The following is a 15,605-nucleotide window of genomic DNA, read 5'->3' on the forward strand; positions in this document are numbered from 1 at the left end:
GTCCCGGCAATTTCAACTGTGCGCCTTTGCCGCCTGCCAGAAAAAACGAAGCTGTTCAGTCCTGTAGCTGCGCCAGCCGTCTCAAGACCACGGTCGCGCCGGCATGGCCGTTTTCAGCCGCCCGGGCGCACCAGCCCCGCGCCGCCTCTGGATTTTGCATCTCACCATCCAGAGCATTCAGCATGCAAAGGCGGTAGGCCGCCTCCGGGGCTTTGGGGAAACGGGCGGCTTCCGCTCCCGCCGCCACTTCCAGCCATTTCGCCTCATCGGACGCCGACGCCGCGACCCCGTCGCCAGTTTCAAACCGTTCGGCCAGACGCCAGGCCGCCACCGGATCGCCCGCCTTGGCGCGCGAGATTTCAACCTCCACCATATCGTCCAGGCTGGGGCTGTGAGCAAGCTGCTGGCGGCGCAGATCTTCAAGACGGATGAGCGACGTGTAATCGCCAGCGATCGCCGCCTCTTTTAGAAGCGCAACCGCATCGTAAAGGCCGAGGCCCGCCTCAGCAGGCGCATCGCCGTCGAAGATGATATAGGCGAGATACCGCTTCGCCTTGATGTCGCCTTGCGACGCCGCTCCGTCCAGAAATGTCCAGGCAGATGAAGCATCGCCGGCGCGATAGGCGGCGACGCCTTGATTTACGGTGGATACGGATGATTGCGCCACAGCGCCGCTCACGGCGAGGAGCGAGCAGAACGCCGCGACGATGAGCTTGAAGCGGAATGTCATGTGTCAGGCCTTGCCGTTTTCGCCCTTGCCTAAACCCAACTCTGGCAGTCACGAGCGCGTAATCTGTGCGCCCTATAACTCATCCAAAATGGATTTCAACCGGTAAAGCGATTCGAGCGCCTCGCGCGGCGTCATGGCGTCAGGATCAAGCGCATTGAGTGCGTTTTGAATGACAGTTTCATGACACGCTTCGCTCTGTGTATCATCCCGGGGCGCTACCGGCGCAGCCGCAAAGAGCGGCAGTTCCGACATGGCGCCGCGGCTTTGACCACGCTCTTCGAGCATTTTCAAAACCGCCTCAGCGCGCTTCACCGCCTTTGGCGGCAGTCCGGCGAGCCGCGCAACCGCAACGCCGTAAGACCGATCCGCTGGCCCTGATGCGACCTCATGCAAAAACACGACATCGCCTTTCCATTCGCGCACCTTCATGGAAACATTGTGGAGGCGAGTGAGTTTTTCCGCGAGCGCCGTCAGCTCATGATAGTGGGTTGCGAAAAGACCGCGGCAGCGATTGACGTCATGCAAATGTTCAACCGCGGCCCAGGCGATGGACATTCCGTCAAAGGTTGAAGTGCCGCGCCCGATCTCATCCAGCACGACCAGAGAACGATCCGTCGCCTGATTAAGGATCGCCGCCGTCTCAACCATCTCAACCATGAAAGTTGAACGCCCGCCCGCCAGATCGTCGGAAGCGCCGACGCGGGAGAAGACGCGATCGACAACGCCGATTTGCGCTTCACTTGCAGGAACGTACAGCCCCGCCTGGGCAAGGATGGCGATCAACGCATTCTGGCGCAGGAATGTCGACTTACCCGCCATATTCGGGCCTGTGACAAGCCATAGCCGCGCCTCTTCAGGATCGCCCAGCTTGCAGTCATTGGCGATGAAGGCGTCGCCGCTGACGCGCTCAACCACCGGATGGCGCCCACCCAGAATGTCGAAAGCGAGGCTATCGTCCATTTTGGGGCGGACATAACGCTGCTCCAGCGCGAGGATGGCTCCGCCCGATGCGACATCAATTTCAGCCAGCGCTGCTGCGGCGGCGGCGATATCCTGGCGCCGCGCCGTAACTGCCGCGCATAACTTTTCAAACAGATCCAATTCGCGCGCCAGCGCTTCGTCGCGCGCACGCGAAATCTTGGCGTCGAGATCAGCAAGCTCGCCAGTGGTGAACCGAACAGCGCTCGCCAATGTCTGGCGATGGATAAATGTTTCGCTCAAGGGTGCCGCCATCAGCTTGTCGCCTTGCGACGGCGGAGTCTCCACAAAATACCCAAGGACATTATTGTGTTTGATCTTGAGCGTTTTGAGCCCCGCAAGCTCGCGATATTTCGATTCAAGACCTGCGATCACGCGGCGGGATTCATCGCGCAACAGCCGTACTGAATCGAGACCCGCGTCATAGCCTTTGGCGATAAAGCCGCCGTCACGGGCGAGCATGGGTAAGTCTTCGCTCAGCGCCTCACGCAACATGGTGATGAGCGCGGAGAACCCCTCACCTTTTCTGTTTTCAAGTGTGCTGGCGGCGATACGCAGCGCATCCGGCAAGGCGGCGTTATCGACCGGTAGCAGGCCTGCAATGTCCTGCGCGCGTATCAGTGCGTCGCGCAAGGCGGCGAGGTCACGCGGACCACCGCGTTCGGCGGAAAGCCGTGACAGCGCACGCGCTGCATCCGGCGTTTCTTTCAGCCTTTTGCGCACATCCTCAGCCACGTCCCGCTCAGCATCGAAATAGCTGACCGCATCATGCCTGGCGCCGATCGCAGCAATATCCGTCAGCGGCGATGAAATGCGTGACGCCAGCAAACGGGCGCCGGCGCCCGTCACTGTCCGGTCGACCGCCCACAACAAAGAGCCTTTTCTCGCGCCGTTCTGCGTTTGCAACAACTCAAGCGAAACACGCGTCGCCGCGTCGATCACCATGGTTTCAGATAAGGCCGCCCGACGCGGCGGATTGAGCGAGGGAAGCCGGCCCGCCTGTGTCAGCGTCACGTAATTCAAAAGCGCGCCAAGGGCGCCGCATTCAGCCCGTGAAAACTCACCAAAACCATCGAGAGATCCCACATTGTAGGTCTCCATGATACGCCTTTGCCCGCTGGCGGAATCGAACAGATGCGCCGCCTGCCGTGTAATTGTCATGGCGCGTTCGCGCGCGGACAAAATCTCTCTCCACGCATGACCTTCTTCAAGATCGGGCGCCACCAGCTCTTTTGGCGCCACGGCAGCAAGGTCTGCAGCCAGATTGTCGAGGCTCGTTTCACGCACGGACAACTCGCCGGTGGAAACATCAACCCAGGCGATCGCCGCCTCGGCGCCGTCGCGCAACAACGCCAGCGCGGCGAGAAAATTATTCGACCGGGAATCAAGCAAGGAATCTTCGATAATCGTACCCGGCGTGACCGTGCGGACAATTTTGCGTTTCACGACAGATTTTGAGCCGCGCTTTTTCGCATCTTCCGGACTTTCCATTTGTTCACAAATGGCGACCTTGAAACCGGCGCGGATCAGCTTTGCGAGATAGCCTTCATAAGCGTGAAACGGCACACCGCACATGGGTATGCCTTCACCGGCATGCTGCCCGCGTTTCGTCAGCGCAATATCAAGCGCCGCCGACGCCGCAACAGCGTCGTCAAAAAAAAGCTCGTAAAAATCGCCCATTCGATAAAATAAAAGCGCATCACCCGCCTGTTCCTTGATAGCGAGATATTGCATCATCATGGGCGTTGGTTGCGGGGCGTTCATGAGTCCAGTCTTCGCCGTTTCCTGGCGCGTAATAAAATAAATATCGCCCGCATCGCAAAACGAATTGATCTTTCGGCGAAACCGGCAAGGATAGAGGTTTGTGAGAGCGTACCCCCTTATGACGATTAATCATATCACCCGAACCGAAATCAATATCGGCGCGCGTGCGACACCGTTGATCACGCGCGTCAACCGCCGCGCCAAGCGGCTGATTTTGAAGGTCGATCCGGTGGCTGGGGAAATTCATGTGACGGCGCCGTCCAAGCGCGCAGTGCCGGAAGCGATTCGATTCGCACATGAACGAATCGACTGGATCGCCAGTCAGCTGACCGACAACTTACGCGCAAGGCCGTTCAAAAACGGCATGAAAGTGCCGTATGAAGGCATCGACCACATCATTCTTCACGACGAGAAATTACGCGGCGGCCCGCGCATCGACAATGACGTGATGCCGGTGATCCGTATTGGCGGCAGACCCGAACACCTGAACCGCCGCGTCTGTGACTGGCTGAAACGCCAGGCGCGTCTGAAGCTGACCGAAAGCGTCGATCGGCATTGCGCCGAGCTGGGTAAAACGCGCCGCGCCTTGCGTATACGCGACACGAAAACGCGCTGGGGATCATGCTCATCGGACGGCGACATATCATTTTGCTGGCGGCTGATTTTAACGCCGGCGGACATACTTGATTACGTCGCTGCGCATGAATGCGCGCATTTGATCCATATGGATCATTCCCCCGCATTCTGGCGCGTTGTACGCGGTCTTGGCGCCGACCCTCGCCGCGCCGCAGACTGGCTCAACGCCAACGGCCCGGGGCTTTATGCTTATGGCGTCGCCTCGCAGCCTGCTCCAGATCACCCACCCGCATGAAGGATCGCCGCAATCGGATCGACATCGTCCCGCTGCGGCGCATAAGTCGGCGGCGGCAGCGCCCGTGAAAAAATCTCTCGCCAGATGACGGCAGGCGCGTGACCGCCAGTAATATTATCCATGGGCTTATTGTCGTCGCGGCCAATCCAGACGACTCCGACAAGGCCGCCGGCATGACCCGCAAACCAGGCGTCTCGGCTCTCCTGCGACGTGCCGGTTTTGCCGGCGACGCGATAGCCGGGAATGCCGGCCGCCCGGCCCGTCCCCCATGCCACAACGCTCGCCATCATGTCGTTCGTTTCGGCAATGGCGCTCGCAGGCGCGGCTTCCTCGACGATTGATCCTTTGCGCTGATACACCAGATCACCATCTACAGTTTCGATGCGCTCAATAACATGGGGCTCCACTCTGAAGCCGCCATTGGCGAATGGCGCATAGGCGACGGCAAGCTCCAGCGGCGACACCGCATCGACACCGAGCGCCAACGATGGACCGGATGTAAGCGCGCCCGCCCAGCCCATACGGCGTGCGGTTTCGCGCACAAAAGCGCGCCCCGTCCGCTCCTGCACACGCAAAGCGGCGCTGTTCAACGAGCGCGCCAAGGCTTCGCGCAAGCTAACCTCGCCATAATATTTGTCTTTGTAATTGCCGGGCGTATAGGCGCCGATCTCAATCGGCGCATCGAGCACTTGCGAGTCCGGCGTTTCGCCGCGCATCAGCCCCGCAAGGTAAACAAAAGGCTTGAACGCCGAGCCTGGTTGACGCTTCGCCTGGGTCGCCCGGTTATACTGGCTTTTGGCGTAATCGCGGCCGCCGATCATGCCGCGCACTGCGCCTTCTGAGTCGATAATGATCGCCGCAGCCTCAACACCACCGAGATTTTCGCCCGCCATCGCCATCCCTGCGATCAGGCCGGTTTCCGCCGCCGCCTGCACTCTTGGATCGAAGGTGGTGCGAACGATGAAATCAGCGTCAACATCCGCCGTCAGCGCACGCACTTGCTTCAAGGCGTGATCGACAAAATACGGCGCGGCCTCAAATCGCGGCGCGGCAAGGAGCACTGGCGCCGCGATCGCCGCATCAGCTTCCGCCCGCGAAAGAAACCTGGCGGACACCATTTGCTCAATCACCAGACGGCCGCGCTTTCCTGAGTCTTCCGGATTGGATGTGGGCGAATAGCGTGATGGCGCTTTCAAGAGCCCGGCAAGCACGGCAGCTTCGCCGACCGACACATAACGCGCGGATTTTCCAAAATAGCGGTAACTGGCTGCGTCTACGCCATAGGCGCCGGCGCCAAAATAAACCCGATTGAGATAAAGCGTGAGAATTTCGTCTTTTGTGAATTTCTGCTCCAGCCAGAAAGCCAGCATCAATTCCTGAATCTTACGCTTCATCGTCTGGTCGCTTGAAAGAAAGACATTCTTCGCAAGCTGTTGGGTTATCGTTGAACCACCTTGCCGCACCGCGCCTTCATTTGCATTAACGATCAGGGCACGAATAATTGAGACCGGATTAGCGCCGAAGTGGTGATAAAAATTCCGGTCTTCGACCGCCATCACGGCTTCCGGCACATGATCGGGCAATTGCGATAGACGTAATGGCGCGCCCTGCGCGACGCCCTGCAACATGATGGGCGCCCCATCTGCAGCGAGGAGCGTCACCCGAGGCCCGCCGCCTTCGCGCCACAGGCCCGCTGTATCCGGAAGATCACTGGCGAAATAGGCGAAAAGCGCAGCCAGCCCGATCAGCGCTGTGAAGGCGAAAACGCCAAGCTCTGTTGCGGCGCGCGCGAAAGGTTCAAACCGGTTGGCGGCGCGTTTCCGTTTGCGGCGGGACGCGCCTGTGCGCCGGCGCCGCGCATAGGCTCCCCCGCCCCGCTTTGCAGCGGGCTTGCGTTTCGTCGATTTCTTGCGCTTTCGGGCCGCCATAGGCCTCATCCATCGAATCTTGTGGTTAACGACAGGTAAACGCGCCTATGGATGCGCCCTCAGATGTTCCGTCTACACCTGATTTGCGCCATACTGCCCTATCGCGGTCCGGCGGAAACAGGACCGCCGGGCGCCGCTCTCAGCGCCCAGCAAAAGAGATAACAGGGGTGAAAAGGGATCAGCATGTCAGAAGCGGCGACGGCGGACGCGACGCTCGATGAAAAAACTGAAGCGATTGTGGAGGCTGCTAGAAAGACTTTTCTGACGCGCGGCTTCGATTCTGCGAGCATGGACCAGATCGCGCTGACGGCCGGCGTTTCGAAACGTACGGTCTATAATCGGTTTCGCTCCAAGGAAGAGCTGTTCGGCGCCGCCATTGCGGAAAGCTGCAAGGACCTTCTTCCTGTCAATGTGGACGACATCGAAGCCAGCTTGCCGCCTGCGGCGCTGATCCGCGCCCTGGGCCGCCAGTTCCTTCAGGGTGTCTTGCGGCCGGAAACGCTTTCCCTGCGCCGGATCGCCACTTTCGAAGCGGGCCGGAATCCAGCCATCGGGAAAACCTACCTTGAACATAGCGCGGAGTGGATGGTGAAGAGATGCGCGCCGATCCTTGCGCGTCTCGCCGCCCGCGGAGCCTTCAAGATCGACGATCCCGAAAAAGCGATCTGGCAACTCGGCGCCTTGCTCACCGAGCCCTTATACACGCGAGTGTTGCTTGGCGAGGCGCCGAAAGATCTTGAGACCGCCATCGATCAGCAGATTGAACGCGGCGTCATCGCCTTCACGAAAATTTACGGCGCTGACTGAGTTCAACCCGCCGCCTGAAACCAAGACAAAACAAAACCGGCGCAGCTTTGCTGCGCCGGTTTCGAATATGCAGTCGTGATTTCGTCCTTACTCGAACGAAATCACAACATCCGCACGACGGTTGAGCGGCTCACGCACGCCATCAGGCGTCGGCTTGGCAGGGTTCGTCTCACCAAACGCTTCGAGGCGAATGCTGTCAGCCGGAACGCCGTTAGCGATCAGGCCATCACGCACCGCGCGAGCGCGACGTTCGGAAAGCGCCTGGTTGTAAGCGGAACTACCGGAAGTATCGGTGTTGCCTGCAACGACGACTGTCTCGATGTCGTTTTCAAGAGCGCGCGCAGCGGCTTCCTGAACGAGGGTCGAGGCTTGCGGCGTCAGGTTCGACTTGTCGTAGTCGAAATAGACCGTGAAGTTGATCGGGTCGAGATCAGCGGCCTGGCTCTCCACAACTTGCGGCGGGCAGGAAGCTGAAACCGGAACGCTGGAACCATCCCAGCAATCCTTGTACTCAACCGCAGGCGCTGCAGCCGCGCCAAAGTTCCAGCGCAGACCAGCAAACAGGCTATGCGCCTTGTTTGAGGTTTCGAACTCTGCAGGAACGCCGATCAGCGTGCCGTCATACTCGCCCTTGCCGGTGCGGAAGTAGCGGTAAGAGAAGTCAAGCGCGAGACCTTCAGCGAGGTTGAATGCGAGACCCGCAATACCCTGGAAGGCCGGCTGGAAGTTCGATGCGCCATAGGCGATGCCGCCCGGCAACGGAACACCGGCGGCGTTTGCGCCAACAATGTCATGGTCGATATGAGCGATACCGCCGCCGAAGCCGACATAAGGCGTCGCGACGGAAGAACCCGTGTTGAAGTCATAGAGGAAATTCACCATCAGCGCTTTCGTGGTGGTGGAGCCGGAAATCGTGCCAGCCGGCCAGCCAGAGAAACCGGCGCCGTCCGGATTGATCGCATCAATGCTATTGTCGCGATAAGAAAATTCAAGCTCTGTGCGGTAGTTGCCGCCCCAAGCCTTACCGATCGCTGCGTAAACGCCAATGCCGTTGTCATAGTCAGCGCTTGAATCGAAGGCATACGCCCCGCCGCCGCCTGGCTGGTCATTGGTGACATCCTGGTCGCCCATGTAATTCAGGCCAGCGCCGATCGCGCCGTAAAGGCCTTCGTAAGCCTGAGCAGCAGGCGCAACTGCCAGAGCCGCCGCCGCCGCGAGCAAAGTCGTCTTGAGTTTCATCATTCCCCTCCTCAGGTGGACCATAGACAGGCCGCCAGACCATAAGGACACGGGCGGCTTCCGGTGAATTTCAACTTTCCGTAGCGCCTTTGCACAACGAAATATAGTCTGGAGTCATCGAATTTGCGTCAAACCCCTCATATCCCATTAACGATGTTGCATCAACGCATCGCCCCGGGCAACCTCCAGACACTTCGCGCCCGGAAAGGTTGCACCATGATGTCGCTTTCCAGCCCTTAAAACGAAGAAAGGCCATTATGTCGCGCCCGTTTCTCGCTGCTTTTTTATTCTTGATTTCCAGCCCCTTGGCTGTTGCGGAAGGAAAAAACGCCACCCTCCTCCACGAGGTCCAGCAAGACGTCTCGGCCGCGCGAATTGAAGCCGACATCACCCGGCTCGCCGGTTTCGGCACCCGGCACACCCTATCGGACACACAATCCGAAACCCGCGGGATCGGCGCCGCCCGGCGATGGATAAAATCGGAGTTCGAGGCCATTTCGAGGGCCTGTGGCGGCTGCCTTGAGGTCATCTATGTGAGCGATTTTGTTGAGGGCGAGCCGCGCATTCCCGACCGCACCGAAGTGGTGAACGTGATCGCCATCCAGCGCGGCGCGCTCGATCCAGACAGGATTGTCATGATGAGCGGGGATATCGACTCCAGAGTGAGCGACCCGCTTGACGGAACATCGGACAGCCCGGGCGCCAATGACAATGCGTCGGGCATGGCCGGCGTTCTTGAGGCGGCGCGCGTCCTATCGAACCGGAAATTCGCCGGCACGATTGTCTACGCCGGTCTTTCCGGTGAGGAGCAGGGGCTCTTCGGCGGCAAGATTCTCGCTAAATATGCCGGCGAGCAGGGCTGGCGCATCAAGGCGGTTCTCAACAACGACATGATCGGCAATATTGAGGGCGTTGACGGCGTCATCGACAATTCCACCGCCCGGGTTTTTTCCGAAGGCGTGCGCGCCGTAGAAACCCCGGAAGAAGCCAGAATCAGGCGTTTCACCGGCGGCGAGGTCGATTCCGCCTCCCGCAATCTCGCCCGTTATATTGATCAGCTTGCGGATAAATTTGTTCCGAATCTCGACGTCATGATGGTCTACCGCCTGGACCGGTTTTCAAGAGGCGGCCATCACCGCCCCTTCAACGAGGCCGGCATGCCGGGCGTCAGAATCATGGAGACGCACGAAAACTACATGCGCCAGCATCAAGACCTTCGCAGTGAAAATGGCGTCGCCTATGGCGACGTTCTGTCAGGCGTCAATTTCGATTACGCCCGCAAGCTCACGTCGCTGAATGTCATTGCGCTCGCGGCGATGGCGTCGGCTCCGCCTTTCCCCGCCGGAGTGGAAATTGAAGGCGCGGTTCAACCCTCGACAACGCTGAAATGGCGCAAACCGTCCGGACGCGCTGCACGCAATCTCGCTGGGTATCGCATCCATTGGCGGCTGACAGACGCACCGCAATGGACCAACAGTATTGATGTCGGAGACGTATCCGAGTTCACGCTTGAGAATATCGTGATCGACAATTACTTTTTCGGCGTCTCGTCTGTGGCGACGGATGGCGCAGAAAGCCCTGTGGTCTTTCCCGGCCCGGCTGGCGCTTTCGGCGAATAAGGGGATTCTTCGCACACGCACAAACGCAAGCGTGCACAAGGGTTCTGCACAGATTGCACAACCTATTTGGGAATGATGCATAAAGCGCACGCGCTGCGCAAATCACACATGATCTTTCCTGTAGAAATATAGTTACCGTTCGTTTAGGCTCCGCTGCGGGGAAACCAATCAAACGTGGGGTGACCAACATGAAAGCTTTACTCTGGCTTATTCTTCTGGTGCTGGCGGCTGTCGGCATTGCGTCTATCGTCGATTATTTCGATCTCTATGACGTGCCGATGGTGGAAGTTTCCAAGCAGGAAACAATCACAGAATAATCTTTGCACGCCCTGAAGCTCACAAGGCATGGCTTGTGCTGCTTCAGGGCGTGTTCTATTTACCCAACATGACGGTGCTCCCTTAACGGGAGAGAATAGGGAACGCGGTGAAAATCCGCGGCTGTGCCCGCAACTGTAAGCGGTGAGGCGCCCGCCAAACGCCACCGGATAAATCATTCGGGAAGGCGGCGACGCGCTGGAGATCCGTGAGTCAGGAGACCTGCCGTCACTGTCGTCTCTCGCCCGGCCGGGACCAGCCGGAACGAGCGGCTTTGTCCGTCATGACGACCTTTTGAAACGAAAGGAAACGTCATGACGACAGGCCCATGGGCGGCCAAGCCGCCCTTATTCAAAATCTCACTGCCTCGCCTCACACTAATAGCTGTGATCGCCGCCAGCGCGCCGGGCGCCGCACTGGCGCAGACTGAACGTGATGACGAAATCATTGTCTCCGCCTTGCGCACGCCCACATCCCTCGCCGACACTGGCTCCGCCGTTTCCGTCATCACGGCGGATATGATCCGTACACAGCAATATGCCTTCGTCGCAGACGCGTTGAAGGACGCCGCGGGCGTTTCCCTGGCGCGCAATGGCGGCGCGGGGGCCGCATCGACAATACGGCTGCGCGGCGCCGCCAGCGGCCAAACCCTCGTCATCATTGACGGCGTTATCGCAAATGATCCGGCCGCGCCCCAGGGCGGATTCAACTTCGCCAATCTCGGCGCCGACAGCATTGACCGGATCGAAATTCTGCGCGGGCCCCAAAGCTTACTCTATGGGGCGGACGCTATTGGCGGCGTTATCGCAATCGAAACTAAAAAAGAGAATGGCGTCGATGCTTTTATTGAGGGCGGCTCGCGCGGCAGCGTACGCGGAGGCGTTGCCGTGGGCGGCGCGACTGACAAGGCCTATGGCCGCCTGACCGTAGACGGCGTCACCACAGATGGGATATCGCGCGCCGCGGGCGGCGCTGAGACCGATGGCTACAAAAATGGCGAAGCAGCGTTTTCCGGCGGCGCCGTTTTGTCAGATTACTGGCGAACCGAAGCCGTCATTCGCGTGGGGCGCGCCAAAACCGAGATCGACGGCTTCCCGCCGCCGCTGTTTTCCTTTGCCGACACAAACGATACGGAAACAACAAAGTCACATCTTGTTGCCGGAAAGCTCATACAGGACTTTCAGGGTTTTGATGGCGTGTTCAGCCTTTCCTACGCCCGCACGGACAGGACGAATAAGGATCAGGACGTCGAAACATTTTCCGCCAGTGGAGAACGCCTGACCGCAGACTATGTCGGCGTTGTTAAACTCAGCGATCGTCTTCGCCTGATCGGCGGCGGAAAGTGGGAGGAGACAACCGCGCGGACAGATGGCGTTGACGAAACCGCAACCGCAGGCGCCGCATTTCTGGTGAGCGAAATAAAACCCACGGAAAGCGTTACTTTTTCCGCCGGCCTCAGGCGCGATGAATTTTCCAATTTCGACGGCGCGACAACCGCGCGGCTCTCCGCCGTCTGGCGTCTCGACAATGACATGCGCCTGCGCGCCAGTTGGGGTCAGGGCTTTCGTGCGCCAAGCCTTTTTGAGCTCACCTATGACCAGTTCGGCATTCTTCCCAATCCGGATCTGCGACCAGAACGCGCAAACGGTTTTGACGCTGGGTTTGACTCTAAATTCGGCGGAGATGGAAAAGGACGCTTCAGCCTCACGCTCTTTCATACGCAGGTTAAAGACCAGATCGACTTCGACTTTGCCGGCAATGGCTATTTCAACATAGCCTCAACCCGCGCCCGCGGCGCAGAGCTTGAAGGCGGCTATGCATTGACGCCAACTCTGACGGTTGATCTGACCTACAGCTTTACCGACGCCATCAACAAAAACACAAGCGCGCAACTTTTACGCGTACCGAAGCATAAGGGAACGGCGACCCTGAATATAACACCCGTTGAGCGATTGAAATTCTCGGCAAGTCTTCACGTCAACGGACGCGAGAACGATACGCCGTCGGCCAATGACAGCTTTGTGCGGGTTGATCTGCGCGCCGCCTATGACATCAACGACCAGTTTGAAATTTACGGCCGGATTGAGAACGCGTCGGATGCGGACTATCAGGATGTTTCCGGTTATGGCGAGCCTGGCCTTTCGGCCTTCGCCGGATTGCGAGCCCACCTGTGAGGGTTTTTGTATTCGCAGTGTTACTGTTTCTTTCGCCCCTTGCAGCGATAGCAAAGCCACGCGCCGTTTCGCTGGACTATTGCTCAGATCAATATCTCCTGAAACTCGCCGATCCGTCGCAAATCACGGCCGTCTCCCGCGGCGCCGACAAGGATTATTCCTATATGCGGGAGGAGGCAGCGCCCTATAAAAAAATCCGGCCCTCTCTCGAAGAAGCAGCGCCGCTTGAACCGGACATTATTCTGCGTCAATGGGGCGGCGGCGTTGAGGCCGAGCGCAACTTTTCCCGCTTCGGCGCCATCGTTGTGAGTCTTAGCTATCCGGAAGATTTTGACGGCGTGAAGGAAAACATTCGCATAGCCGCTGGGGCGTTGGACCAACCCGAAAAAGGCGCGGCGCTGATTGCGGAAATGGAACGCAGGCTCGATGCGCTAAAGCCGCCTGAGACGCACGCAAAGACAAAGGCGCTTTATGTTACGCCGGGCGGCGTCACCGCTGGCGCCCACACCATGATCAACGCCATGATGAACGCCGCCGGCGTCATCAATATCGCGGCGCAAGCCGGTCAGTCCTACTGGCCGGCCCTCCCCGCTGAAGCGGTGCTGTTGGACCCGCCCGAGCTGATGATTACAGGATTTTTTAACGCGGCCGACGAACGCATCAATCACTGGTCCGCGGCGCGCCACCCCGCGCTTAGAAAGCTTTTTCAGAAAACACCGACAGTCAGCCTCGGCTCGGACATCATCAGCTGCGCCGCATGGTTCTCCGTTGACGCGGCCGAAGCCATTGCGGAAGGGGCGGCGCATCCATGACTGGCCATCCGCAACATATCTCGCGCATCATCGCCGGTCTCGTCGCTTTAAGCGCGATGATTATTCTTTTGTCGCTATTCATTGGCCCCGTCTCAATTCCCCCAGCGAAAATTTTCAGCGGCCTGTTTGACGGCGATGATGCGGTCTCCGTCATCATCCGCGACATTCGATTGCCCCGAGCGTTCGCCGCATGGCTCGCCGGCGCCTGTCTGGGTGCGGCCGGCGCGGGATTGCAGGGTCTGTTGAGAAATCCCCTCGCCGACCCCGGCGTTCTTGGCGTTTCCGCCGCCGCGGCGCTTGGCGCCATTATGGCGATCTATTTCAACCTCGCAGCGATTGCTTTCTGGGCGACGCCGATCGCAGCCATTTTATTTGCCCTCGCCGCCACAGTGATTCTTTATGCGCTTGGCGCGGGACGCGTTTCCACGGCGCGGCTCATTCTGATCGGTGTCGGCCTGTCATCCTTTTGCGGCGCGCTTATATCTCTTGCGATGAATCTCGCGCCGAACCCCTTCGCCCTCTCCGATCTCGTCAACTGGCTGTTCGGCACAGTCGCCAATCGAAGTTTTGACGACCTCGCGCTGGCGGCGCCTTTCGCCGGTCTGGGTTTTGCGCTTGTTCTTTTCTCGGCGCCCGGACTGGCGGTGCTGACATTGGGGGAGGAAACCGCGGCCAGCCTCGGCGCGAACCTCATCCGCGCCCGCGCACTCGTGATTACTGGCGCGGCGCTGCTTGTTGGCGCAAGCGTGTCCGTCGCCGGCGCGATCGGCTTTGTTGGAATTGTCGCGCCGCATCTCGCCCGCGCCATCGCCGGACAGAACCCTGCGCGGATACTGATCCCGAGCGCCTTGCTTGGCGGGATCATGCTGGCGAGCGCTGATATTTTCATTCGCGTCTTGCCCTTCGATCAGGAGTTAAAACTTGGCGTCGCCGCAGCGCTTGTCGGCGCGCCTGCGTTCATCTGGGTCGCCGCCTCAAGCCGGAGAATGACGTCATGACAGCGCTTCTCTCCCTTGAAAACATCACTTACCGGGTTGGCGAACGCGTCATTCTCGAGAACACATCGCTGCGCATCAGCGCCGGAGAATTCATCGGCCTCATCGGCCCCAATGGCGCCGGAAAGTCGACTCTGCTGCGCATCGCCGCCGGGCTTCAAAGACCATCCGCCGGAAGCAACTTCATCAATGGCGTTCTTACAAATACGCTTTCTCAGTCGGAACGCGCGCGCCGCCTGGCCTGGCTGCCGCAAGCGCGCGAGATCGCCTGGGCGATGACCGCGCGGGAGATTGTGACGCTTGGACGTTTCGCCTGGGGCGCCGCGCAACGCGACAATGCAGGGGATATCGCCGCAGTGACGCAAGCGCTGGAGGAAGCCGTGGCCGCAGATTTTGCAGACAGGCTGGCCCATACATTATCCGGCGGAGAGCTTGCCCGTGTGCATCTGGCGCGCCTTCTGGCCGGGCAAACGCCAGTCATCCTCGCCGATGAACCCGTCGCCGCGCTTGATCCTGCACACCAGCTCAGTGTCATGAAGCTCCTGCGCGCCAAAGCCGATGAAGGCCGCGCCGTCATCGCCGCGTTACATGAAGTGCCGCTTGCGGCGCGGTACTGCACCCGAATAGTTATCCTGAACAAAGGCCGCATTGTCGCTGACGGGGCGCCTGCGGACGTGATCACCCCTGCGGCGCTGCGTGATGTGTTCGCCGTGACCGCCAAAATCGGAAGCGTGAACGGGACTTTAAGGATCCATCTCGATCCGCTGTCCGGTTAGCGCTCCTTGCGCCAATAGACTTCATCAACCCCGAGCCTGCGCGCCTCGACGCGGGCCGCGATGAAAAGAATGTCCGAAAGCCGGTTAAGATATTGCAGCGCATGCGCCGCCTCCGGCGCTGATCGGTGAAAGGCGGCCATCGCCCGTTCTGCGCGGCGGCATACTGTGCGCGCCACATGACAAAAAGCGATCTCCTTGGCGCCGCCGGGCAGGATGAACTCTTTCAAAGGCGGCAGGTTTTCATTCAACAGCGTCGCCGCCGCATCGAGCCGCGCTACATGCGCATCGGAAAGCATGGGCGCGCCCGGAAACGACAGCGCGCCGCCGAGATCGAATAAATCGTGCTGCGCATGAGAGAGCGTTTCGCTCAGCACACCCTCAGCGCCATGGGCGATGACAACGCCGAGCCAGGAATTGAGTTCGTCCACATCGCCAATCAGCGCAATGCGCGCGTCGTCCTTGGCGAGCCGCGTTCCGTCGGCGAGAGAGGTTTCCCCCTTGTCGCCGCCGCGTGTGACGATTTTCGTTAGGCGATCAGACATAAAAATAATCCTACTACAAAAAACGCCCGGCGGGAAAACCGCCGGGCGCTTCAAC

The 15,605-nt window shown here is 59.5% G+C and carries 13 protein-coding genes and 1 riboswitch; of the genes, 8 read left to right on the forward strand and 5 right to left on the reverse strand.

Features of this window, described 5'->3' with window-relative positions; translation table 11 throughout:
* Nucleotides 1–55 precede the first annotated feature (55 nt).
* Nucleotides 56–730 (reverse strand): SEL1-like repeat protein, encoded by a 675-nt coding sequence (locus tag ACFOOP_RS02960; protein ID WP_379879372.1) that lies wholly within the window; start codon nt 728–730, stop codon nt 56–58.
* 72 nt (nt 731–802) lie between these two features.
* Nucleotides 803–3,472 (reverse strand): DNA mismatch repair protein MutS, encoded by a 2,670-nt coding sequence (gene mutS / locus ACFOOP_RS02965; protein WP_379879373.1) that lies wholly within the window; start codon nt 3,470–3,472, stop codon nt 803–805.
* Between the two features lie 118 nt (nt 3,473–3,590).
* Between mutS and ACFOOP_RS02970 the strand changes: the two genes are divergently transcribed.
* Nucleotides 3,591–4,343 (forward strand): M48 family metallopeptidase, encoded by a 753-nt coding sequence (locus ACFOOP_RS02970; RefSeq protein WP_379879374.1) that lies wholly within the window; start codon nt 3,591–3,593, stop codon nt 4,341–4,343.
* On the opposite strand, the gene ACFOOP_RS02975 is transcribed toward ACFOOP_RS02970, so the two are convergent.
* Complete coding sequence (locus ACFOOP_RS02975) at nt 4,328–6,271, reverse strand: transglycosylase domain-containing protein (protein ID WP_379879375.1); 1,944 nt, start codon at nt 6,269–6,271, stop codon at nt 4,328–4,330. The genes ACFOOP_RS02970 and ACFOOP_RS02975 overlap by 16 nt on opposite strands.
* A gap of 183 nt (nt 6,272–6,454) precedes the next feature.
* Between ACFOOP_RS02975 and ACFOOP_RS02980 the strand changes: the two genes are divergently transcribed.
* Nucleotides 6,455–7,078, forward strand: a complete 624-nt coding sequence (locus tag ACFOOP_RS02980) for a TetR/AcrR family transcriptional regulator (protein ID WP_379879376.1) — start codon at nt 6,455–6,457, stop codon at nt 7,076–7,078.
* 87 nt (nt 7,079–7,165) lie between these two features.
* Here ACFOOP_RS02980 and ACFOOP_RS02985 read toward each other — a convergent pair whose 3' ends face one another.
* Nucleotides 7,166–8,320, reverse strand: a complete 1,155-nt coding sequence (locus ACFOOP_RS02985) for an OmpA family protein (protein ID WP_379879377.1) — start codon at nt 8,318–8,320, stop codon at nt 7,166–7,168.
* Between the two features lie 254 nt (nt 8,321–8,574).
* On the opposite strand from ACFOOP_RS02985, the gene ACFOOP_RS02990 reads away from it, so the two are divergent.
* The 6 genes from ACFOOP_RS02990 (at nt 8,575) to ACFOOP_RS03015 (ending at nt 15,008) form a co-directional block, all read left to right on the forward strand.
* Nucleotides 8,575–9,936: a M28 family peptidase gene (locus ACFOOP_RS02990; RefSeq protein WP_379879378.1), complete on the forward strand. Its 1,362-nt coding sequence runs from the start codon at nt 8,575–8,577 to the stop codon at nt 9,934–9,936.
* A gap of 188 nt (nt 9,937–10,124) precedes the next feature.
* Nucleotides 10,125–10,253, forward strand: a complete 129-nt coding sequence (locus ACFOOP_RS02995; protein WP_379879379.1) for a hypothetical protein — start codon at nt 10,125–10,127, stop codon at nt 10,251–10,253.
* A gap of 55 nt (nt 10,254–10,308) precedes the next feature.
* Nucleotides 10,309–10,495: riboswitch (cobalamin riboswitch) on the forward strand.
* A gap of 70 nt (nt 10,496–10,565) precedes the next feature.
* On the forward strand, nt 10,566–12,425 hold the full coding sequence (locus tag ACFOOP_RS03000) for a TonB-dependent receptor plug domain-containing protein (protein WP_379879380.1): 1,860 nt from the start codon (nt 10,566–10,568) through the stop codon (nt 12,423–12,425).
* Nucleotides 12,426–12,442: 17 nt separating this feature from the next.
* A complete protein-coding gene (locus ACFOOP_RS03005) occupies nt 12,443–13,237 on the forward strand; it encodes an ABC transporter substrate-binding protein (protein WP_379879381.1) in 795 nt (264 codons plus the stop codon).
* Nucleotides 13,234–14,235 (forward strand): FecCD family ABC transporter permease, encoded by a 1,002-nt coding sequence (locus tag ACFOOP_RS03010; RefSeq protein ID WP_379879382.1) that lies wholly within the window; start codon nt 13,234–13,236, stop codon nt 14,233–14,235. Before ACFOOP_RS03005 ends, ACFOOP_RS03010 begins: the two co-directional genes overlap by 4 nt.
* Nucleotides 14,232–15,008 carry an ABC transporter ATP-binding protein gene (locus tag ACFOOP_RS03015; protein ID WP_379879383.1) on the forward strand — a complete coding sequence of 259 codons (777 nt, stop codon included), beginning with the start codon at nt 14,232–14,234 and terminating at the stop codon, nt 15,006–15,008. The genes ACFOOP_RS03010 and ACFOOP_RS03015 overlap by 4 nt, the downstream gene beginning before the upstream one ends.
* Here the strand turns inward: ACFOOP_RS03015 and ACFOOP_RS03020 are convergent.
* Complete coding sequence (locus tag ACFOOP_RS03020) at nt 15,005–15,550, reverse strand: cob(I)yrinic acid a,c-diamide adenosyltransferase (protein ID WP_379879384.1); 546 nt, start codon at nt 15,548–15,550, stop codon at nt 15,005–15,007. The two genes, ACFOOP_RS03015 and ACFOOP_RS03020, sit on opposite strands and share 4 nt — an antisense overlap.
* Between the last annotated feature and the right edge of the window lie 55 nt (nt 15,551–15,605).

Origin of the sequence: Hyphococcus aureus (genome assembly GCF_042643165.1) — a bacterium.
Classification (GTDB): Bacteria; Pseudomonadota; Alphaproteobacteria; order Caulobacterales; family Parvularculaceae; genus Hyphococcus; species Hyphococcus aureus.